This is a genomic window from Pseudomonas sp. MM213, assembly GCF_020423045.1.
Classification (GTDB): domain Bacteria; phylum Pseudomonadota; class Gammaproteobacteria; order Pseudomonadales; family Pseudomonadaceae; genus Aquipseudomonas; species Aquipseudomonas migulae.
Map to the genome: position 1 here is coordinate 2361085 of NZ_CP081943.1, position 21785 is coordinate 2382869.

At 58.5% G+C, this 21785-nt stretch carries 17 protein-coding genes and 1 pseudogene; 14 read left to right on the top strand and 4 right to left on the bottom strand.

Going from position 1 to position 21785, the window contains the following annotated elements; all coding sequences use genetic code 11:
• The first annotated feature begins 35 nt into the window (after nt 1-35).
• The 6 genes and pseudogenes from alc (at nt 36) to K5R88_RS10745 (ending at nt 6616) form a co-directional block, all read left to right on the top strand.
• Nucleotides 36-1031, top strand: a complete 996-nt coding sequence (gene alc / locus K5R88_RS10720) for an allantoicase (RefSeq protein WP_008031459.1) — start codon at nt 36-38, stop codon at nt 1029-1031.
• Between the two features lie 116 nt (nt 1032-1147).
• Complete coding sequence (locus tag K5R88_RS10725) at nt 1148-1651, top strand: ureidoglycolate lyase (protein ID WP_007988150.1); 504 nt, start codon at nt 1148-1150, stop codon at nt 1649-1651.
• 51 nt (nt 1652-1702) lie between these two features.
• Nucleotides 1703-2995 (top strand): urate hydroxylase PuuD, encoded by a 1293-nt coding sequence (locus K5R88_RS10730; protein ID WP_223436116.1) that lies wholly within the window; start codon nt 1703-1705, stop codon nt 2993-2995.
• A 165-nt stretch (nt 2996-3160) separates the two neighbouring features.
• Nucleotides 3161-4519 (top strand): nucleobase:cation symporter-2 family protein, encoded by a 1359-nt coding sequence (locus tag K5R88_RS10735; RefSeq protein WP_192227309.1) that lies wholly within the window; start codon nt 3161-3163, stop codon nt 4517-4519.
• A gap of 153 nt (nt 4520-4672) precedes the next feature.
• Nucleotides 4673-5455: pseudogene (locus K5R88_RS10740) on the top strand (outer membrane protein OmpK); the annotation flags it as partial.
• A 375-nt stretch (nt 5456-5830) separates the two neighbouring features.
• Nucleotides 5831-6616: an outer membrane protein OmpK gene (locus tag K5R88_RS10745; protein WP_207286354.1), complete on the top strand. Its 786-nt coding sequence runs from the start codon at nt 5831-5833 to the stop codon at nt 6614-6616.
• A 96-nt stretch (nt 6617-6712) separates the two neighbouring features.
• Here the strand turns inward: K5R88_RS10745 and K5R88_RS10750 are convergent, their stop codons facing one another.
• The 3 genes from K5R88_RS10750 to K5R88_RS10765 all read right to left on the bottom strand — a co-directional run bounded on the left by K5R88_RS10750 (nt 6713) and on the right by K5R88_RS10765 (nt 11869).
• Nucleotides 6713-9535: an RHS repeat domain-containing protein gene (locus tag K5R88_RS10750; protein ID WP_226299931.1), complete on the bottom strand. Its 2823-nt coding sequence runs from the start codon at nt 9533-9535 to the stop codon at nt 6713-6715.
• A 73-nt stretch (nt 9536-9608) separates the two neighbouring features.
• Nucleotides 9609-10778, bottom strand: a complete 1170-nt coding sequence (locus K5R88_RS10755; protein ID WP_223449357.1) for a patatin-like phospholipase family protein — start codon at nt 10776-10778, stop codon at nt 9609-9611.
• 158 nt (nt 10779-10936) lie between these two features.
• Complete coding sequence (locus K5R88_RS10765; protein WP_226299932.1) at nt 10937-11869, bottom strand: lipid A biosynthesis lauroyl acyltransferase; 933 nt, start codon at nt 11867-11869, stop codon at nt 10937-10939.
• A gap of 118 nt (nt 11870-11987) precedes the next feature.
• Here K5R88_RS10765 and minC point away from each other — a divergent pair, with 118 nt between their 5' ends.
• The 8 genes from minC (at nt 11988) to K5R88_RS10805 (ending at nt 19740) form a co-directional block, all read left to right on the top strand.
• Nucleotides 11988-12725 (top strand): septum site-determining protein MinC, encoded by a 738-nt coding sequence (minC, locus tag K5R88_RS10770; RefSeq protein WP_032832547.1) that lies wholly within the window; start codon nt 11988-11990, stop codon nt 12723-12725.
• A 200-nt stretch (nt 12726-12925) separates the two neighbouring features.
• Complete coding sequence (gene minD, locus K5R88_RS10775) at nt 12926-13738, top strand: septum site-determining protein MinD (RefSeq protein WP_008040547.1); 813 nt, start codon at nt 12926-12928, stop codon at nt 13736-13738.
• The gene (gene minE, locus K5R88_RS10780; RefSeq protein ID WP_007944431.1) at nt 13738-13992 is read left to right on the top strand and encodes a cell division topological specificity factor MinE; all 255 of its coding nucleotides are present in this window, start codon (nt 13738-13740) and stop codon (nt 13990-13992) included. Before minD ends, minE begins: the two co-directional genes overlap by 1 nt.
• 180 nt (nt 13993-14172) lie before the next feature.
• Complete coding sequence (locus tag K5R88_RS10785) at nt 14173-14808, top strand: RluA family pseudouridine synthase (protein ID WP_008031443.1); 636 nt, start codon at nt 14173-14175, stop codon at nt 14806-14808.
• Nucleotides 14809-14961: 153 nt separating this feature from the next.
• On the top strand, nt 14962-15804 hold the full coding sequence (locus tag K5R88_RS10790; RefSeq protein ID WP_223449361.1) for a lipopolysaccharide kinase InaA family protein: 843 nt from the start codon (nt 14962-14964) through the stop codon (nt 15802-15804).
• 106 nt (nt 15805-15910) lie between these two features.
• Nucleotides 15911-17200 carry a M18 family aminopeptidase gene (locus K5R88_RS10795; RefSeq protein WP_226299933.1) on the top strand — a complete coding sequence of 430 codons (1290 nt, stop codon included), beginning with the start codon at nt 15911-15913 and terminating at the stop codon, nt 17198-17200.
• A 137-nt stretch (nt 17201-17337) separates the two neighbouring features.
• Nucleotides 17338-17505, top strand: coding sequence for a hypothetical protein (locus K5R88_RS10800; RefSeq protein WP_226300311.1), 168 nt, complete (start codon nt 17338-17340; stop codon nt 17503-17505).
• A gap of 78 nt (nt 17506-17583) precedes the next feature.
• Nucleotides 17584-19740 carry a mechanosensitive ion channel family protein gene (locus tag K5R88_RS10805; protein WP_226299934.1) on the top strand — a complete coding sequence of 719 codons (2157 nt, stop codon included), beginning with the start codon at nt 17584-17586 and terminating at the stop codon, nt 19738-19740.
• A gap of 222 nt (nt 19741-19962) precedes the next feature.
• Here K5R88_RS10805 and K5R88_RS10810 read toward each other — a convergent pair whose 3' ends face one another.
• The gene (locus K5R88_RS10810) at nt 19963-21636 is read right to left on the bottom strand and encodes a DEAD/DEAH box helicase (RefSeq protein ID WP_008031432.1); all 1674 of its coding nucleotides are present in this window, start codon (nt 21634-21636) and stop codon (nt 19963-19965) included.
• Nucleotides 21637-21785: the final 149 nt, after the last annotated feature.

A 21785-nucleotide genomic window follows, 5' to 3' on the forward strand; every position in this document is an offset into this window, starting at 1 on the left:
ATCCCAAGCCAACTTATTAAAGGCAGACAAGAAGAATGAAAGCTTACGCCGTACCTTTCGAGAAGTTCGTCAACCTGGCCGACGCCCGCCTGGGCACCAAGATCATCTCGGTCACCGATGACTGGTTCGCAGACGCCAACCGTCTGTTCCAACCGACCCCGGCCGTGTGGAAGGAGGGCGTGTTCGATGACAACGGCAAGTGGATGGACGGCTGGGAATCGCGTCGCAAACGCTTCGAAGGCTACGACAGCGCGGTCATCCGCCTGGGCGTGCCGGGTTCGATCAAAGGCGTAGACATCGACACTTCATTCTTCACCGGTAACTTCCCGCCGTCGGCCTCGCTGGAAGCCTGCTTCCTCGCGTCTGGCGAACCGGACGACAACACCCAGTGGACTGAAGTGCTGTCGGCCGTCGAGCTGCAAGGCAACAGCCATCACTACCACGAAATCAGCAACGACCAGGCCTTCAGCCACCTGCGCTTCAACATCTACCCGGATGGTGGCGTGGCCCGTCTGCGTGTCTACGGCATTCCGTTCCGCGACTGGTCCGCTGTCGGCGACAACGAACAAGTGGACCTGGCCGCCGCCCTGAACGGTGGCCGCGCCCTCGCCTGCTCCGACGAACACTTCGGCCGCATGAGCAACATCCTCAACCCGGGCCGTGGCATCAACATGGGCGACGGCTGGGAAACCGCGCGTCGTCGCACGCCGGGCAATGACTGGGTCATCGTCGCGCTGGGTCATGCCGGCGAGATCGAAAAAGTCGTCGTCGACACCCTGCACTTCAAGGGCAACTACCCGGACACCTGCTCGATCCAGGGCGCCTTTGTGAAGGGCGGCACCGACAGCCAGATCGAAACCCAATCGCTGTTCTGGCGCGAACTGTTGCCGGCGCAGAAACTGGAAATGCACGCCGAACACACCTTCGCCGAGCAGATCAAGGCGCTGGGCCCGATCACCCACATCCGCCTGAACGTGTTCCCGGATGGCGGTGTGAGCCGCCTGCGCGTCCTGGGCAAGGTCGCTAAATAAGCGATGAGGCCTTCGCGGGCAAGCCTCGCTCCTACAGGTTTCTCAAACCGTAGGAGCGAGGCTTGCCCGCGAAGACGACAGAACAAACAACATTGAATTCGGAAAAGAAGACCAGCATGCGCACACTGACGATTGAACCGCTGACCAAAGAAGCCTTCGCCCCTTTCGGTGACGTGATCGAAACCGACGGCAGCGATCACTTCATGATCAACAACGGTTCGACCATGCGCTTTCATAAACTGGCGACGGTGGAAACCGCCACGCCAGAAGACAAGGCGATCATCAGCATTTTCCGCGCCGACGCGCAGGACATGCCGCTGACCGTCAGCATGCTGGAGCGTCACCCGCTGGGCAGCCAGGCTTTCATTCCGCTGCTCGGCAACCCCTTTCTGATCGTGGTCGCGCCACTTGGCGATGAACCTGTATCAGGCTTGGTCCGCGCCTTCGTCACCAACGGCAGGCAGGGCATTAATTACCATCGCGGCGTCTGGCACCACCCGGTGCTGACGATCGAAAAGCGGGATGACTTCCTGGTGGTTGATCGCAGTGGCACAGGCAATAACTGCGATGAGCATTTTTTCAAAGAGGATGAGCGTTTGATCCTCGCCCCCCACCAATAAGAGAAGGTCCGATCACGCGACAACAAGCGTGACGGGCGAGAGGTAAAGACTGTGGAAGCACATCTGTTGGAATGGCTGAACCTGAGCGTGCGCTGGGTTCACATGATTACTGGCGTGGCCTGGATCGGTGCGTCGTTCTATTTCGTCTGGCTGGAAAACAACCTCAATCGGGTCAACCCGAAAAGTGGTCTGGCCGGTGATTTGTGGGCGATCCACGGCGGCGGTATCTATCACCTGGAAAAATACAAACTGGCCCCACCGACCATGCCGGACAACCTGCACTGGTTCAAATGGGAAGCCTACTTCACCTGGATGTCGGGGATCGCGCTGCTGTGCGTGGTGTTCTACTCCAACCCGACGCTGTACCTGCTGGCACCGGGCAGCAGCCTGACCGGCCCTGAAGGTGTTGCCCTGGGCATCGCTTCTTTGTTCGTTGGCTGGTTCGTCTACTCCTTCCTCTGCGACTCGGCCCTGGGCAAACGCCCTGCCCTGCTCGGCTTCATCCTGTTCGTGCTGATCATCGGCGCGGCCTACGGCTTCAGCAAAGTGTTCAGCGGTCGTGGTGCGTACCTGCACGTCGGCGCGATCATCGGCACCATCATGGTCGGCAACGTGTTCCGCATCATCATGCCGGCGCAGCGCGCACTGGTAGCGGCGATTGCCGAGAACCGCACGCCCGATCCGGCACTGCCGGCCAAAGGCCTGCTGCGTTCGCGTCACAACAACTACTTCACCTTGCCGGTGCTGTTCATCATGATCAGCAACCACTTCCCGAGCACTTATGGCAGCCAGTACAACTGGCTGATCCTGGCCGGGATTGCGGTGCTGGCGGTGTTGGTGCGTCACTATTTCAACACCCGTCATGACAGCCACAAGTTTGCCTGGACCCTGCCCGTCGCAGCCGTGGGCATGATCTGCCTGGCTTACGTGACTGGCCCGGCGCAGATGCCAAGCGCACCTGAAGTGGCCAAGGCACCTGGCACCATCGAGTACCAGCCGCTGCCGGAAACCGCCCTCGGCGGTGGCGCCAAACCTGCCACACCGAAACCGGCTGAAGCACCGGTCCAGGCGGCAAACGCCGGCCCGGGTTTCGACAAGGTACACAGCGTGATCCAGGAACGTTGCGCGGTATGCCACTCGGCCAAGCCGACCAGCCCGTTGTTCAGCGCAGCACCGGCCGGCGTGATGTTCGATACCCCCGAGCAGATCCGCCAGAACGCGGCGCGCATCCAGGCTCAAGCCGTCACCAGCCAGATCATGCCACTGGGCAACATCACCCAGATGACCCAGCAGGAACGTGACCTGATCGGCGCGTGGATTGTTCAGGGAGCTCCGACCAATTAATCGCTAAAAGCTTCGCGAGCAAGCTTCGCTCCTACAGGTTTTGTGTCGTTCACAAATGATGCAAACGGCACAAAACCTGTAGGAGCGAGGCTTGCCCGCGAATGGCCGCAACGCGGTCACCCTGATGCACAAAATCACAAGAATAAAAAAGATCCGAGGTGTTGCATGTCCGAGCTATCCCAAGCGCGCATCCCCGACGCACCCGCCATTCAGCGTTTGCCCCTTTTGCAACTGATCCTGGTCGGTCTGCAACATGTTTTGCTGATGTACGGCGGAGCCATCGCGGTGCCGCTGATCATCGGACAGGCCGCTGGCCTGAGTCGTGAAGAAATCGCCTTCCTGATCAACGCCGACCTGCTGGTGGCCGGCATCGCCACCATCGTCCAGTCGCTGGGCATCGGCCCGATGGGCATTCGCATGCCAGTGATGATGGGCGCCAGCTTCGCCGCCGTCGGCAGCATGGTCGCCATGGCCGGCATGCCCGGCATCGGTCTGCAGGGGATCTTCGGCGCGACCATCGCCGCCGGGTTCTTCGGCATGCTCATCGCACCGTTCATGTCCAAAGTCGTTCGGTTCTTCCCGCCGCTGGTGACCGGCACGGTCATCACCTCGATCGGTTTGTCGCTGTTCCCCGTCGCCGTCAATTGGGCGGGCGGTGGTGCCGGCGCCGCTCAATTCGGTTCACCGATTTACCTGGCCATCGCCGCACTGGTGCTGGCCACCATTCTGTTGGTCCATCGTTTCATGCGCGGTTTCTGGGTCAACATTTCCGTGCTGATCGGCATGTGCCTCGGTTACGTGATCTGCGGGTTGATCGGCATGGTCGACCTCAGCGGCATGGCCCAGGCGCCTTGGCTGCAATTCGTCACCCCACTGCACTTCGGCATGCCGAAGTTTGAACTCGCACCGATTCTTTCGATGTGCCTGGTCGTGGTGATCATCTTCGTCGAGTCCACCGGGATGTTCCTCGCGCTGGGCAAAATCACCGGCCAGGAAGTCTGCCCACGGATGCTGCGTCGCGGCTTGCTGTGCGATGCCGGTGCGTCGTTCTTCGCCGGTTTCTTCAACACCTTCACCCATTCCTCTTTCGCGCAGAACATCGGCCTGGTGCAGATGACCGGCGTGCGCTGCCGCTCGGTGACCATCGTTGCCGGCGGGTTGCTGATCGTATTGAGCCTGCTGCCGAAAGCCGCGTTCCTGGTCGCCTCGATTCCACCCGCCGTGCTCGGCGGTGCGGCGATTGCGATGTTCGGCATGGTCGCCGCCACCGGGATCAAGATTCTCCAGGAAGCCGACATCGGTGACCGTCGCAACCAATTGCTGGTGGCGGTGAGCATCGGCATGGGCCTGATTCCGGTGGTACGTCCGGAGTTCTTCGCCCACCTGCCGTTGTGGATGAGCCCGATCACCCACAGCGGCATCGCCATGGCAACGTTGAGTGCCTTGGCGCTGAACCTGCTGTTCAACATCCTCGGCGGCAAGGAACGCGCCGCGATCAACGACTGCCACGCCCACTCGCACTAAGACAGAACGCAAACCCTGTAGGAGCCGGCTTGCTGGCGAAGCGGTGGGTCAGACGACATCAATGTTGGATGTTCTGACCACATCGCCAGCAAGCCGGCTCCTACAGGGGTGGGACACCTGCGCCTTGAAAATAAAAACAAGAGGGAGCAACAGATGATTCGGACACAGACAAACCTGCTGTTAGGCAGCGGTCTTCTGGCTGCCAGCCAAGCCATGGCCGGCGATTTACTGCTGTGGCAGACCAACAGCCTGAGCTATCTGTACGGCAAGGATTTCGCGATCAACCCGTCGATTCAGCAGACGATCACCTTCGAACACGCCGACCGCTGGAAGTACGGCGACAACTTCCTGTTCGTCGACAGCACCTACTACAACGGCGAGAAAGACCGGAACAAAGGCGTTCACGCCTATTACGGCGAATTCAGCCCACGCCTCTCCTTCGGCAAAATCCTCGACCGCCGCTTCGAATTCGGCCCGATCAAGGACGTGTTGCTGGCCATGACCTACGAGAATGGCGAAGACGACACCGAAGCCTACCTGATCGGCCCCGGCTTCGACCTTGCAGTACCGGGCTTCAACTTTTTCACCTTGAATTTCTACTATCGCCAGACCGAAGGCTCGCGCCCCGGCGATGATGTCTGGCAGATCACACCGGCCTGGTCCTACACCGTCCCGCTGGGCAATTCGAACCTGTTGATCGACGGCTACCTCGACTGGGTCGTGGACAACGACCAGAACGCGCGCGGCACCTATCACGCCAACCTGCATTTCAACCCGCAGATCAAATACGACCTGGGCAAGGCCTTGGGCTGGCGGGAGAAACAGGTGTATGTCGGCGTCGAGTACAGCTACTGGAAAGACAAGTACGGCGTGGAAAACAACGCCCGCCTCGACACCAATGAAAACACCACCAGCCTGCTGGTGAAGGTGCACTTTAAGATGACCCGCAACAATGCCCCAAACCTGTCGTCGGTGCGCTGTTGCGGGGCACTTGAGACCCGGCCCTGGAGTCAGTATTCTCCGCGGCCGCCTGAATCCGCTTTAAAAAAAGCCCGGATTTAATTCCTGACCAGAAAGCCAACTTATCCCGGCCCTGGACGGTATCAAGGCATTCCAACCCCCTCTCAATCGACGGCTCTTGAGCCGCCGAACGGGAGTTTTTTTGCTTTTCGAAAGCCTTGGCGCAGCTCTTGCTAACAGCACTGAAGCTGACCGATTGGATGATTTTTTACCGCTACGGAAAAAGGCGCCACACCAGAGCGCCGACCTTAAAAAAACAACGTGAAACACCTACTTTTTGGGAGCAACCGAATGAAACGTACGTGCACTAGCCTGATGCTGGCGGGATCCTTGCTGGCCGGGGGCCAGGCCATGGCCGGCGACTTGCTGCAATGGCAGAACAACAGCCTGACCTACCTGTATGGCAAGGACTTCCAGGTCAACCCACGCATTCAGCAGACCGTGACCTTCGAACACGCCGATGGCTGGAAATATGGGGATAACTTCTTCTTCGTCGACAAGATCTTCTACAACGGCGAAAAGGATTTCAACGTCGGCCCCAACACCTATTACGGTGAGTTCAGCCCACGCATTTCCCTGGGCAAAGTCCTTGACCAGAAAATCGGATTCGGTCCGGTCAAAGACGTGTTGCTGGCGATGACGTACGAGTTTGGTGAAGGCGATACCGAGTCCTATCTGATCGGCCCGGGTTTCGACCTGGCAATCCCTGGTTTCGATTACTTCCAGCTGAACTTCTACCAGCGCCACACCGAAGGCAGCCGTGCGGGCGACAACGTCTGGCAGATCACCCCGGTCTGGTCCTACACCATCCCGGTCGGCGATTCGAGCATCCTGATCGACGGTTTCATGGACTGGGTAGTCGACAACGACTCCAACTCCAAAGGCGACTACCACGCCAACCTGCACTTCAACCCGCAGGTTAAATATGACTTGGGTAAAGCGCTGAATTTTGGCGAGAAGCAGTTGTATGTGGGTGTGGAGTATGACTATTGGTCGGACAAGTACGGGATTAAGGATAGCCAGTACTTCAAGACTGATCAGAGCACGACGAGCTTTTTGGTGAAGTTCCACTTCTAACTACGGTCTTGGAATAAATATCACCTGATGCGAAAAGCACGCACCAGGTGATATTGAGCTAAAAATATTTCCGAACAACATGCCACCAGCACGATGCTAGTTCTTATAATCGACAACCATTTTATTTTTATTTAAAAAATTCATTATTTTTTTGTTTTTCGGATGCACATCTAGCTCCCCCTTACTATGAAATATCACCTCACTAAAATCAGACCATCTAGTTCTAGAATGAGCCTGAACTTCTACATAATTAGAAAAACCCGAAACAGAAACTTCCTCTTGACGCCCTTCGACGACTGCCAAAGCAACCAAAAACGTATCATCACTCATGCGTGGAATTAACGGATAGACATTTTCAAATACAGCAAGATCATCAAAAGAGGCCTCCATATTTAAACTGTCAGAACCTGTCATTGTCATGTATTTTTTTGAATCATCTGAAAAATAAAATGACGCCGCCCCATAATTTGGAGCGCCACCAACAGTCTCTTTATCATCAAGAACTTGCAAAGCCCCATAAACAGGCCGAAAATTTGAATTAAATCCTTGACTATTTGATGAGTGGCCAGCTTCCACAACAGAAACAGGAGAACTTTGATATAAAAACATTTTTTCTTCGACCCGTTCTCTACGTGCGCCATATCTTGGATCTTTTTTATCCCCCTTCCAATAATTAACGAAACCACTCCCACCAAACGCTGCAATTGACTCTGGACTAGCGTTTACTGTCGGCCCACCACTACTCAATACCCTTACAAATCCCTCCAGCATTTCTTCTGCCGCTTTAGCATCGACCTTCGGCAGCCGCTGCATAATATTTACCAACGCTCGATTTTTATCCGATTCTTTCCTTGCCATTATTTTAGGATGCAAATATTGAACAAAATGTATTTCTATTCCATTCCTTGCCTGCTCATTTCCTACCCCGCCAAAAGCAGACTTAATGCTGTCAAATATATTTGGTTTCAACCCACTAAAATCAACATAAATAATAGGATTGTTTTCGACCATGAGAAATAAATTCAATCCTGCAAGACTTCCCGCCGGATCGGTACTTACCCACCGCTGCAACCAAGGCGCGTAATACCGATACCCATAATAATAAAGCCCCGTCGCATCCCGCTCCTTACCCGAGTAACGAATCGTCTTGTACTTGGCTTCAATCTCGCAGCCCCCCGCCCACAACGCCGTCCCACCAAACGCGTAATAAACCTCCCGACTCAGAACTCTGCCCTGCTCATCCAACTCCAGGGTGCTGGAATTCAGATGATTGCTCAGGCAAAAACGCAGTTGATCGTTACGAACATCACGAGGCAATCCAGCTACCCAGTGCAAGGCGCGGACCTGACCGCGCCCGGCCTCGACACTGAACACATGCCGCTCTTCTCCAGTGGCCTTGTCACGATGGATTTCCAAGCCCGGCAAGTAGCGCGTTTCAGAACGCAGTGTGCGATGCGCTGCCTGAGTCAGTCGGACTTTTCGCAAGCGAAGCCCAGGACTGTCGTAGCAGTAACATTCAGTATCGTCAGGGCCGTCGTCGCGCTTCACCATCGTTACGCTGCTGAGCTGGTTCCGTACATCCCAACTCATCCGCTGGCCGCGTAACAGCTCCAGCTGATTGCCGTTGGCATCGAAGCCGTCGACCAAGTTACCTTTATCCGCAACGCTGCGATTACTGTCCGTAGCCGTAAACATCTCAAAAGTTTCTGCACCGCTGTGATGGCGGGTTTGCAGGTTACCGGCGGCGTCGTAATTGAAAGTCTGGGTGTAATTGCGCAACTGGTTGGGGTCCAGCGGCGTGGTTTGCCAGGCTGGCAAAGCCGGGCCGTAACTGGGTTGACTGACTTCGCTGCCAATGGCTTGGATCAGTTGATAAAGACTGTCATAGCCATAGCAGCAGACCGGATCGATCCGCTGATTATTGAAATAACGCGTCAGTTGAGCCAGGTCTTCGATGAAGGTGATATTGCCGACGGGATCGTAACCGTAGCTAAAATCCTGAAGCGGCTTGCCATCGACATCGCAGGACTGCAATTGCAGGAGGCGCCCGTCTTCACCTGCATACCGGGCAATGGTGGTGACGCCATTGCCAGCCCGTTCGCTGATGCTCCTGCCGAAAGCGTCGTAGCGGATTTCACTGACCAGCAAACGCGGCTCTCCTGAAGAACCGGCCAGCTTCAATCGGGTTTCACGTAGCTGACCGGCCCGGTCGTAAGCGAACGATCTGACGTTATCCATGGCGTCAGTCTGACAATGCATTTCTCCTACAGGACCGTACTGCCACGTCGTCTCGAACACCTCGTCTTCCAGTTCCGCCTCGGCGAATTCAGATGACCAGTCCGGCAGCTCCAGATCGCGCAGGAAACGCGTTTGCTCCGCCAGCAGCGATCCACCCACACCATATTCACAGAGGTTGCGCCTGCCGGCCGGATGGTCATGGCGGATCGGTTGACCACACTGGTTATGGGCCGTCCGCTCATCACTGGCATCGCCATACGTAAAGCGCTCGGAAACACGCGGCAACTCGTACGCCATTTGCTCCGTAACGGCTGTCGGGCGCTGGAGCTCATCAAATTCGCTGTGACGCTGACCACCGCGACCGTCCCAGAACGAGCAGGTCGCATCCGCCTGATTGATCAAGCTCAGCTGCCAACCGGTATCCACGCTCTTCACCAGCAGAGGCCGGCCTTGCAAATCAAAGGTGTTTTCAAGATTGGGTTTCGGCGCCGCTCCCCACAGGCGTGGGTCCCGGGACGCAAAAAGCCGTCCGGCAGGATCGAAGTGGTTACGGGTGATGCGGGTATCAATCGATGAGTTCAGAGGATGGCGGCAGTAGGCGACATTTCGCACAACCAAGCCGCGAGAATCCACCACAGCCAGACTCGGTGTGTGAGCATCAATCCATTGCGTGGCCGCCATGTTCGAACCCTCTGCCTGAGGGCTTTAATCTGATCGAATAAATACTTGAACGTCTACTGTCACAAATGACAGTTCAAGCGGGCTCCGGCACCGAAAGCCCGAGAAACCGACACAGCTCTTCGCGTTTGGCCAACGCATCGCGCCGCCCCAGATCAATCAACTCGCTGCAATACCCCGCCTCGAACAGCAGATAACTCAACACCCCCGCCCCACTGGTCTTGGTCGCACCCGGCCCGCGCAAAAACAGACGCAGCGCTGCCGGCAGTTCCTGGCGATGTCGCGCAGCGATCTCATCAATCGGCTGGCTCGGCGAAATCACCAGCACCTCCACCGGCGCTACGCCGAGCGTGCGGGTCGGCGTGCCGGCGGGCATCAGATGGCTGAACTGATTCAAGCGCTGCAGCAGTTCGATGTCACTTTCCAGGCTGTCAATGAACGTACTGTTGAGCATGTGCCCACCGATCTGCGCGAGCGTCGGCTGCTGCCCGGTGTAGGCCCGTTGCAGCGGTCGCTCCGGGTCGACCCCGCGCGGGTTGCCGCTGACGCCCACCACCAGCACGCGGCTGGCACCCAGGTGCAGGGCCGGGCTGATCGGTGCCGATTGGCGCACCGCGCCGTCACCGAAATATTCCTCGCCGATTTTTACCGGGGCGAACAGCAATGGGATGGCGGAGCTGGCGAGCAGGTGCTCGACGGTCAACTGCGCAGGAACGCCGATGCGCCGATGGCGTAACCAGGCGTCGATGGTGCCGCCGCCCTGATAAAAGGTGACCGCCTGACCCGATTCGTAACCGAACGCGGTGACTGCCACGGCCTTCAACTGCTTCTGCGCGATGGCTTCGGCGATGCCGGTCATGTGCAATTTGTCGTTGAGCAACCGGCGCAGCGGCGAGCTGTTGAGAAGGGCCACCGGCACCTGAGCGCCGATGCCGAGCAGACTGTGGCTGACAAACCGGCTGGCCTGGCGGATCACGCCCGGCCAGTCGCTGCGCAAAACCAGATGGCTACGGAACCCTTGCCAGAAAGCAGTCAGGCGTTCGATGGCATTGCGAAAGTCCATCGCCCCACTGGCGAGGCTGACCGCATTGATCGCCCCGGCCGAGGTGCCGACGATCACCGGGAACGGATTGTTTGCCCCCACCGGCAGCAATTCGGCAATCGCTGCCAGCACGCCGACCTGATAGGCCGCCCGAGCCCCGCCGCCGGAAAGAATCAACCCTGTAACCGGTTCGCCTGGACTCATGCACAACTCTCCATGGTGCTAGTTGGAATTTTCCATTTCCCTGCAGGAGCGAGACCGGCTTGCCGGCGATGGTCGTCAACGATGACGTTGGCTGCCTGACACTCCGCGACGCTCTCGGGTTTTTCGCGAGCAGGCTCGCTCCTACAGGGATTGGGGGTTCAGCCGCGTTTTGCGTACAACTTGGGTTCGCCCGGCGGACGACTCTTGAAGCGGCGATGGGCCCAGAGGTATTGCTCCGGGCAGTCGCGCAAGACGCCTTCGATCCATTGGTTGATCCGCAGGCAATCGGCCTCTTCGGTCTCGCCAGGGAAACCTTCGAGCGGCGCATGGATCACCAAGCGATAACCGCTGCCGTCCGCCAGACGCTCTTGCGTGAACGGCACCACCAGCGCCTTGCCCAGCCGCGCAAACTTGCTGGTGGCAGTGACGGTCGCGGCCTGAATCCCGAACAGCGGCACGAAGATGCTTTGCTTGGCGCCGTAGTCCTGATCCGGTGCGTACCAGATCGCCCGGCCGGCCCGCAGCAGTTTGAGCATGCCGCGCACGTCTTCACGCTCCACGGCCAGCGAGTCGAGGTTGTGTCGCTCGCGGCCATTGCGCTGGATGTAATCGAACAGCGGGTTCTTGTGCTCGCGGTACATGCCGTCGATGGTGTGTTGCTGGCCGAGCAGCGCCGCGCCGATTTCCAGCGTGGTGAAATGCACGGCCATCAGAATCACGCCTTTGCCTTCGCGCTGGGCCTTTTTCAGATGATCCAGCCCTTCGACATGCGCCAACCTGGCCAGACGCTCCCGCGACCACCACCAGCTCATGGCCATTTCAAAGAATGCGATGCCGGTGGAGGCAAAGTTTTCCTTGAGCAGGCGCTTGCGCTCGGCAGCGGATTTTTCCGGGAAGCACAGCTCCAGGTTGCGCTTGGCAATGCGCCGTCGGTCGCCCGCCACGCGATACGTCAATGCACCGAGGGCACGACCAATAAACAGCAGCGCCGGGTATGGCAACTGAACGATCAGCCACAACAGCCCCAAGCCGCACCACAGCGGCCAGAAACGCGGCATCAGAAATGTTTTTTGAAAACGCGGGCGATCCATTAAAGGTTCCGGAAAGACAATGGCCGCGCATTCTACATCGTTCGACCCGGCTTGCGGCTCGCGAGCGTTCTCGTTATAAGTCTCGGCACTTTTAGTGACAAGCCGTTGTATGCCGACCATGAGCCAAATCGAACCGCAAGACCAGGATCCCGTGTTCCAGTTGAAGGGCAGCATGCTCGCCATTACCGTGCTGGAGCTGGCCCGCAACGACCTCGAAAGCCTTGATCGGCAATTGGCCGCCAAGGTCGCCCAGGCGCCCGGCTTCTTCAGCAACGCGCCGCTGGTACTGGCGCTGGACAAGCTTCCGGCCAGCGAAGGTGCGGTCGATCTGCCAGGTTTGATGCGCGTCTGCCGCCAGCACGGCCTGCGCACCCTGGCGATCCGTGCCAGTCGCATCGAAGACATCGCCGCCGCCATCGCAGTCGACCTGCCGGTGCTGCCGCCCTCCGGCGCCCGCGAGCGTGCGCTGGACCCGCTTGAAGGCACCGTGGCGAAGAAACCGGAAAAACCCGCTGAACCGACGATCAAACCGACGAAAATCATCACCTCGCCGGTACGCGGCGGCCAGCAGATTTATGCCCAGGGTTGCGACCTCGTCGTGATCTCCTCGGTCAGCCCGGGGGCGGAACTTCTCGCCGACGGCAACATCCATGTATACGGACCGATGCGTGGTCGTGTATTGGCCGGGGTCAAAGGCGACACGAAAGCCAGGATTTTCTGTCAGCAAATGAGCGCTGAACTGGTCTCCATCGCCGGCCATTACAAGGTTTCGGAAGATCTGCGTCGCGACCCTTTGTGGGGCGCGGGTGTACAGGTCAGCCTGTCGGGCGATGTGTTGAACATCATTCGGCTTTAACGGATACTGCCGCATTTTCCAAGCATCTCTAAAACGTAGCGAAAACGGCTCAAACGAAGTAGGAAAAAGGCCTAAAGCAGTGTTTACCGGGGGTAAGCGCGGTTCATGACCGGATTCCAGCCAAGCTGTCCGACTGCAGTCGTTTTTCCAGAGATGTTTTTCAGGGGCTAAATGTCCTTTTTCCTTAGGGGTGAAACACCTTGGCCAAGATTCTCGTGGTTACATCCGGCAAGGGTGGTGTGGGTAAGACCACCACCAGTGCTGCTATCGGTACCGGCCTCGCACTGCGCGGTCACAAAACAGTTATCGTCGACTTCGACGTCGGCTTGCGTAACCTCGACCTGATCATGGGTTGCGAGCGTCGCGTCGTGTATGACTTCGTCAACGTGGTTAACGGCGAAGCCAACCTGCAACAGGCCCTGATCAAAGACAAACGCCTGGAAAACCTCTACGTACTGGCCGCCAGTCAGACCCGCGACAAAGACGCGCTGACTGTCGAAGGCGTGGAAAAAGTCCTGATGGCGTTGAAGGAAGACTTCGAATTCGTGGTCTGCGACTCCCCGGCCGGCATCGAGAAAGGTGCTCACCTGGCCATGTACTTCGCCGATGAAGCGATTGTCGTGACCAACCCGGAAGTCTCCTCGGTTCGTGACTCGGACCGCATGCTGGGCCTGCTGGCCAGCAAATCGCGTCGCGCCGAAAACGGCGAAGACCCGATCAAGGAACACTTGCTGTTGACCCGTTACAACCCGCAACGCGTCAGCGATGGCGAGATGCTCGGCGTTGAAGACGTCAAGGAAATTCTCGCTGTGACCCTGCTGGGTGTGATCCCTGAGTCCCAAGCGGTACTCAAGGCGTCCAACTCCGGCGTGCCGGTGATTCTCGACGATCAAAGCGACGCCGGTCAGGCGTACAGCGATGCGGTCGAACGCCTGCTGGGCAAAACCGTGGAGCATCGGTTTCTCGATGTGACGAAGAAAGGATTCTTTGAGCGTCTGTTTGGAGGCCGGTAATGAACATTTTTGACTTCTTTCGTGCTAACAAGAAGCCAAGTACCGCCTCGGTAGCGAAAGAGCGTCTACAGATCATCGTGGCGCATGAACGCGGCCAACGCAGTACGCCGGATTACTTGCCAGCCTTGCAGAAAGAGCTGGTCGAAGTCATCCGCAAGTACGTCAATATCGGGTCCGATGACGTGCATGTCGCCCTGGAAAACCAGGGTAGCTGCTCGATTCTGGAACTCAATATCACCCTGCCGGATCGCTGAGTCGACCCGTCGGGAGCCACGGCGGCTCAGGCTTTTGCTGCTCCTTGTAGGAGCGAAGCTTGCTCGCGAAGGTGTGTCAGTCGACATTAACGTTGCTGACACACCTTCGCGAGCAAGCTTCGCTCCTACAAGAGCCCTGAAAGCCTGAGTCGCCGTTGGCGTTTGTTACGAGGCTGTTTAATGCCGCTGTCCAACGTCCACATCATCCATCAGGACGCCGCCGTACTGGTGGTGAATAAACCGACCCTGTTGCTTTCCGTCCCTGGCCGGGCCGACGACAACAAGGATTGCCTGATCACCCGCCTGCAAGAAAACGGCTACCCCGAAGCCCGCATCGTCCATCGCCTGGACTGGGAAACCTCCGGCATCATTCTGCTGGCCCGTGACCCGGACACCCATCGCGAATTGTCTCGGCAATTTCACGACCGTGAAACCGAAAAGGCCTACACCGCACTGTGCTGGGGCCAGCCGGAACTGGACAGCGGCAGCATCGACCTGCCCCTGCGTTACGACCCGCCGACCAAGCCGCGCCATGTGGTGGATTTCGAGTTCGGCAAAAACGCCCTGACATTCTGGCGCGTGCTGGAACGATGCGGCGACTGGTGTCGGGTTGAACTGACGCCGATCACCGGCCGCTCCCATCAGTTGCGCGTGCACATGCTCTCCATCGGCCACCCGCTGCTGGGTGACGGGCTCTATGCCCACGAGCAGGCGCTGGCCGCCTGGCCACGCCTGTGCCTGCACGCGAGCATGCTCAGCTTCACTCATCCGCAGACTGGTGAACGCCTGCGTTTCGAGTGCCCGGCACCGTTTTGAGCAGACGCGCCGAGATGAAAAAACGCCCTTCAACTGAAGGGCGTTTTTATTTATTGAAACAAATTATCTGTCGTAAAAATGGCGTTAAATTATTGTCATAAATTTGTAAAGAAACGTAAAATAATGGCATTACGATAGCAGGCAGGACGCCCAGTGCGCAGTTGCAAGACACTTCAGAACGACTACCCAATTACCTTCAGCTTTGCCAACACCACCCTGCACCTCAGCGAACAGCCTTGCGTCGAAGCACGGCAAGCGCTGGAGCAACTGATTGAAAAGCGCAGCGCTCGCAAGCTCACCCGTGCGAGCGCACCGCTCGCCAGTGGTGACACCCCTCTATTTGCCAAGGTTCAGCCGCTGGATACTTTAAAGGCGAAAGTGCGGGTAACCTTTGGCAAACCACAGCGTAACGGTCGCTTCGACTGGCCGCTGGAAGAACTGATCAATACCCATGAAGCGCAGCGCCGCGGCGTCCGGATGCCACCACTTCAAGGATTTGGCTACACCAAGGACCTGCTGGGATTGACCCAGGAGTATTTCATTATCACGCGCCTGCTTGACGACCATCTTGACGGCGTACAGTGGCTTAAACGCAACCCCGGCAACGTGGAGGCATTTATCCAGGATGCTTTCGATCTGCTCCACTCCCTCGCCCTGAAGAACATCACTCACATGGATTTCTGGGCCGGCAACATCTTGATCCCCGAATCGTCGCAGTCACCGCTCAAAGCCATCGATTTTGAAAACTGCTTCGCCAGCCAGACACTCCACCCGAGCGAAACCCTGGGCTTCCAGCTGGGATTTTTCTATCGCCGGGAAATCTACAAACACATTACTGAAGCCGACTATGATCGGCTGGTTGAAACGTACACAGGACAACTCCCAAACATCTCGAAGAAAAAGTTCAACCCGGTGTATGTCGCGAGCAAGCATGAATACGTGGGCCGCAAGCAACGCCGTGAAGTGTTCCTCAGCGGTCTTCTGATCACAGGCTGACGCGCAAATCAGACCCACCGACAAACGTCGCGCGACGGACGGCATTGTGTCTGCAATGCCGTGAGCCAATACGGTAAACTTGCGCCATTGCTGTCTGGAGCTACTTATGCGCGAAGAGTTGAACCAAGGCCTGATCGATTTCCTCAAGGCCTCCCCTACCCCGTTTCATGCCACCGCCAGCCTTGTTCAGCGCCTGGAAGCGGCGGGTTATCAGCGTCTCGACGAACGCGAGCCCTGGACCACTGAAGCCAACGGTCGCTACTACGTCACCCGTAACGACTCTTCGATTGTCGCCGTCAAAATGGGCCGTCACTCCCCCCTGCATGGCGGTATCCGCCTGGTCGGCGCCCATACCGACAGCCCGTGCCTGCGAGTCAAACCCCAGCCGGAACTGCAACGCCAGGGTTTCTGGCAGCTGGGTGTCGAAGTGTATGGCGGCGCGCTGCTGGCTCCGTGGTTCGACCGCGATCTGTCCCTGGCGGGCCGCGTGACCTTCCGCCGCGACGGCAAGGTCGAGAGCCAGTTGATCGACTTCAAGACACCGATCGCGATCATTCCAAACCTGGCCATTCACCTCAATCGTGAAGCCAACATGGGTTGGGCGATCAACGCCCAGACCGAATTGCCGCCGATCCTCGCGCAGTTCGCCGGTGACGAGCGCGTGGACTTCCGCGCCGTGCTCACCAATCAACTTGCTCTCGAGCATGGCCTGAACGCCGACGTGGTGCTCGACTACGAGTTGAGCTTCTACGATACCCAGAGCGCTGCGATCATCGGCCTGCATGGCGACTTCATCGCCGGTGCGCGCCTCGACAACCTGCTGTCCTGCTACGCCGGCCTGCAAGCGTTGCTGACGGCTGAAACCGACGAAACCTGCGTGCTGGTCGCCAATGACCACGAAGAAGTCGGCTCCTGCTCGGCCTGTGGCGCTGACGGCCCGATGCTGGAGCAGACGCTGCGTCGCTTGTTGCCCGAAGGTGATGAATTCGTACGCACCATTCAGAAATCCCTGCTGGTCTCGGCCGACAATGCCCACGGCGTACACCCCAACTACGCCGACAAGCACGACGCCAACCACGGCCCGAAACTCAACGCCGGCCCGGTGATCAAGGTCAACAGCAACCAGCGTTACGCCACCAACAGCGAAACCGCCGGGTTCTTCCGCCATCTGTGCATGGCCGAAGAAGTGCCGGTGCAAAGCTTCGTGGTGCGCAGCGACATGGGCTGCGGCTCGACCATCGGCCCGATCACCGCCAGCCACCTGGGTGTGCGCACCGTGGACATCGGCCTGCCGACATTCGCCATGCACTCGATCCGCGAACTGTGCGGCAGTCATGATCTGGCGCACCTGGTGAAAGTGCTGAGCGCGTTCTACGCCAGCCAAGAGCTTCCGTAATCCCTGTAGGAGCCGGCTTGCTGGCGATGGCGATGGCGATTTCAATGACGCCATCGCCAGCAAGCCGGCTCCTACAAATGCTAAACCCACCTAGACTTTAAATACCCCCATCGACAAGGCAGTCGCTCATGATCTCGATGTCTTCATTTCACGCCATGCTGATCCCGATTCTTGCCGGGATGATCCTGCTGGCGATCGGCTTCAACTTCCGCGACAAGAATGCCGGCGTGTTCGCGATGTGGATCGGCATGCTGACCATCCTCGGCACCGTGGTCTTCAAGATCCTCGCCAAACTCAACGAATAAATCCTCGCCCTCGGCTCGCATTGATTTTGGCGGGCTCGTACACTCGGTCGACCTGCTCCTTTCAAGGTTGACCGCCTAGTGTTCGCTCGTCTTTTTGCCCTACCCAGCCTTTTCCTCGTCTGCCTGATGGCGCTGCTGCCGATCATGCCGGCCCAGGCCGTCGGTTTACCGAGCTTGCTCAACAGCTCGGCGAAAACCCAGCCCGAGGCGCAAGAACCCCTCGGGCAATCCCTCGACGAAGTCATCAAGTCACTGGAGAACGATCAGCAACGCAGCAAATTGCTGGCCGACCTGAAGAAGCTGCGCGACGCCACCAAAAAAGCCCAACCGGCTGCTGAAGAAGGCGTGTTGGGCCTGATTGGCGGCACGCTGGCCAATTTTGAAAAACAATTCTCCGGCGCTGACAGCCCGCTCACACGCTGGTCCGACGAGTTTGATCTGGCTAAGGAAGAACTGGCGGGGTTGGTGTTGCCGGCCAATGAATGGCTGCCGATCATCTTTGGCTTCGCCATGATTCTGATGGTCTGGAGCCTGCTGGCCGCCGCACTGATCTGGCTCGGTCACCGGGTACGGATGCGCTTCGGCCTGACCGAAGAATTACCGCAGCACCCCAAGGCCCTCGACATGTTGCGCTTTGCCCTGCGCAAACTCGGGCCTTGGCTGATCGCCCTGGTGATGACCGTCTACATGACCTACGCCCTGCCCTCGTCATTGGGCAAAAGCCTGGCGATGGTGCTGGCCTATGCGCTGGTGGTCGGCACGTGTTTTTCGGCGATCTGCGTGATCGCCTTTTCCTTGCTCGACGGGCCACACCGCCACCGCGCCTTGTACATCCTGCGGCATCAGGCCTTTCGGCCGCTGTGGCTGATCGGCAGTTTTGCCGCGTTCGGCGAAGCCTTGAACGACCCGCGACTGGTCGCCAGCCTCGGCAGCCATTTGGCGCACACCGCCGCCACCATCGCCAACGTGCTGGCCGCGCTGTCTACCGGGCTGTTCATCCTGCGCTTCCGACGCCCCATCGCCCACTTGATCCGCAACCAACCGCTGTCACGGCGCCTGACCCGCCGCGCACTCAGCGACACCATCGAGATTCTCGGTACTTTCTGGTACATGCCAGCGCTGGTGCTGGTGGCGATTTCGCTGTTCGCCACGTTCGTTTCCGCCGGCGACACCAGCACCGCGTTGCGCCAGTCGCTGATCTGCACCGTGCTGCTGGTGTTGTGCATGGTCATCAACGGGCTGGTGCGCCGGCATGCACTGAAACCGCAACGGGGCATGAAGCGTCACGCACTGTATTCCGAACGCCTGAAAAGCTTCTTCTATACCCTCGCCCACTTGCTGGTGTGGCTGGCGTTCATCGAACTTGGCCTGCGGGTCTGGGGCATGTCGCTGATTGCGTTCACCGAAGGCGAAGGCCATGAAGTCAGCGTCAAACTGTTCAGCCTCGGCGGCACACTGATTTTTGCCTGGCTGATCTGGATCCTCAGCGACACCGCCGTGCACCACGCCCTCACCCGCTCACGCAAAGGCCAGGCCAACGCGCGTGCGCAGACGATGATGCCGCTGATCCGCAACGTGCTGTTCGTGGCGATTTTCATCGTTGCGCTGATCGTCGCCCTGGCGAACATGGGCATGAACGTCACGCCGCTCCTGGCCGGTGCCGGCGTGATCGGCCTGGCCATCGGTTTCGGCGCACAATCGTTGGTCGCGGACCTGATCACCGGGCTGTTCATCATCATCGAAGACTCCCTGGCCATCGACGACTACGTGGATGTTGGCGGCCACCTCGGCACTGTCGAGGGCCTGACCATTCGTACCGTGCGCCTGCGGGACATCGACGGCATCGTCCACACCATCCCGTTCAGTGAAATCAAAAGCATCAAGAACTACTCGCGGGAGTTCGGCTACGCGATCTTTCGCGTGGCGATCCCCTCGAACATGGACATCGATAACGCGATCAAACTGATGCGCGACGTCGGCCAGAAGATGCGCGCCGATCCACTGCAACGACGCAACATCTGGTCGCCGCTGGAGATTCAAGGGGTCGAGAGTTTCGAGTCAGGCAACGCGATTCTGCGGGCCCGCTTCAAGACCGCGCCGATCAAACAGTGGGAAGTTTCCCGGGCGTTCAACCTGTCCTTGAAACGACACCTGGATGAAGCCGGGCTTGATCTGGCGACTCCGCGCATGAGTGTGCAGGTGGTCACGGCGGGTGGCGGCCCAATAGCCGATTAACCCTTGGCCACCTGTGGGAGCGAGCCTGCTCGCGATGGACGCACAGGCACCGCGCTCATTCAGACAGCACACGTAATCGTTCACGACCATCGCGAGCAGGCTCGCTCCCACAGGATCTGCGGCCAATCGCAAGACCGGCGTTATCTAACAAATCGCAGGCATAAAAAAATCCCCGAACCAGTCGGGGATTTTTTATGTTCGATCAATCAGCCCGGGGGCGGATCAATCTTCGCGATAGCGACGCAGCTTCAACTGCTTACCGGCAACGCGAGTGTCCTTCAGCTTGGTCAGCAGACGCTCCAGACCATCTTCCGGCAGCTCGACGAGGCTGAAGCTGTCACGCACCTGGATGCGACCGATGGCTTCACGCGCCAGACCACCTTCGTTGAGGATGGCGCCCAGCAGGTTTTTCGCCGCGATACCGTCACGCGCGCCCAGCGCGGTACGGCAACGGGCACGACCTTCGGCCAATGGAACCGGAGCACGACGCTCGCGATCACCACGGTCCGGACGATCACCGGTGCGCTCTGGACGATCGCCACGCGGTGCGTTGTTCGGCACCAGTGGACGTTCTTTCTCGATTGCAGCCAGGGTCAGCGCCTGAGCGTTGGTCGCCTTGCGCAGCAGGGCAGCAGCCAGTGCACGCGGCGTGCAACCGATATCGGCAGTCAGGCGATCCAGCAGATCACCGTGAGTCGATTCGGCATCGCCAACCAGCGGCGAGAGGCTGTTGGTCAGTTTCTTGATGCGGGCATCGAGAACAGCCTGAGCGTCCGGCAGGCGAACTTCGGCAACTTTCTGACCGGTTACACGCTCGATCACTTGCAGCATGCGGCGCTCACGCGGAGTCACCAGCAGCAGTGCACGACCTTCGCGACCGGCACGGCCAGTACGGCCGATACGGTGAACGTAGGATTCCGGATCGTACGGCATGTCAACGTTGAACACGTGAGTGATGCGCGGAACGTCCAGGCCACGAGCGGCAACGTCGGTCGCCACAACGATGTCCAGACGGCCATCCTTGAGGGAGTCGATCACGCGCTCACGCTGGTTCTGGGCAATGTCACCGTTCAGCGCAGCGGCTTTGTAGCCTTTGGCTTCCAGGGCGCTGGCCAGGTCCAGGGTCGCTTGCTTGGTGCGCACGAACATGATCAGGGCGTCGAAGTCTTCGACTTCCAGCAGGCTCAATACAGCCGAGGTCTTCTGGTCAGCGTGAACCAACAGGTGAGCCTGTTCGATCGCGGTAACGGTCTGAGTCTTGGTCTGGATCTTCACATGCTGCGGATCACGCAGGTGACGTTCGGCAATCGCACGGATCGACTGCGGCAGGGTAGCCGAGAACAATACGGTCTGACGGGTTGGAGGCAGCGCCTTGAAGATGACTTCGAGGTCGTCCATGAAACCCAGTTTGAGCATTTCGTCGGCTTCGTCGAGAACCAGGTGGTTCACGGTCGACAGGACTTTTTCGTCGCGACGCAGGTGGTCGCACAGACGGCCCGGAGTGGCGACAACGATCTGTGCGCCATTACGGATTGCTTTCAGTTGTGGACCCATAGGGGCGCCGCCGTAAACGGCCACAACGGTAACGCCTGGCATTTGCTTGGCGTAGGTTTCGAAAGCGGTTGCTACTTGCAGCGCCAACTCACGGGTTGGCGCCAGGATCAGGGCTTGCGGCTCGCGCTTGGCAGGATCGATGCAGTGCAGGATAGGCAGGGCGAACGCAGCGGTTTTACCCGTACCGGTTTGCGCCTGACCAATCATGTCCTGGCCGGCCATGATGATCGGGATCGATTGCTGCTGAATAGCCGAAGGCTCTTCGTAGCCAGTCGCAATGACGGCTGCAAGGATATTCGGATTAAGATTAAAAGCGGCGAAGCCGCCGGTTTCCTGGGTCATGGGTCTGCCTCTAAGTGCATCCGCAAAGACCCATGCTCCAAAGCTGCGCATGCCGTGTAAGACTCAAGAGTCGCCCTGGCTGCTTTGTCGGCGGGGATTTGCGAAAACGAATGAATGAAAAAGATTCGTCAAGGGAGAGTCCGCTGTGC

Coding starts and splice junctions, on each gene's coding strand:
- minC (WP_032832547.1), top strand. CDS start 11,988: ATGAGCCAAATCGAACCGCAAGACCAGGATCCCGTGTTCCAGTTGAAG.
- K5R88_RS10745 (WP_207286354.1), top strand. CDS start 5,831: ATGAAACGTACGTGCACTAGCCTGATGCTGGCGGGATCCTTGCTGGCC.
- alc (WP_008031459.1), top strand. CDS start 36: ATGAAAGCTTACGCCGTACCTTTCGAGAAGTTCGTCAACCTGGCCGAC.
- K5R88_RS10795 (WP_226299933.1), top strand. CDS start 15,911: ATGCGCGAAGAGTTGAACCAAGGCCTGATCGATTTCCTCAAGGCCTCC.
- K5R88_RS10735 (WP_192227309.1), top strand. CDS start 3,161: ATGTCCGAGCTATCCCAAGCGCGCATCCCCGACGCACCCGCCATTCAG.
- K5R88_RS10810 (WP_008031432.1), bottom strand. CDS start 21,636: ATGACCCAGGAAACCGGCGGCTTCGCCGCTTTTAATCTTAATCCGAAT.
- minE (WP_007944431.1), top strand. CDS start 13,738: ATGAACATTTTTGACTTCTTTCGTGCTAACAAGAAGCCAAGTACCGCC.
- K5R88_RS10800 (WP_226300311.1), top strand. CDS start 17,338: ATGTCTTCATTTCACGCCATGCTGATCCCGATTCTTGCCGGGATGATC.
- K5R88_RS10785 (WP_008031443.1), top strand. CDS start 14,173: ATGCCGCTGTCCAACGTCCACATCATCCATCAGGACGCCGCCGTACTG.
- K5R88_RS10750 (WP_226299931.1), bottom strand. CDS start 9,535: ATGGCGGCCACGCAATGGATTGATGCTCACACACCGAGTCTGGCTGTG.
- K5R88_RS10755 (WP_223449357.1), bottom strand. CDS start 10,778: ATGAGTCCAGGCGAACCGGTTACAGGGTTGATTCTTTCCGGCGGCGGG.
- K5R88_RS10765 (WP_226299932.1), bottom strand. CDS start 11,869: ATGGATCGCCCGCGTTTTCAAAAAACATTTCTGATGCCGCGTTTCTGG.
- K5R88_RS10725 (WP_007988150.1), top strand. CDS start 1,148: ATGCGCACACTGACGATTGAACCGCTGACCAAAGAAGCCTTCGCCCCT.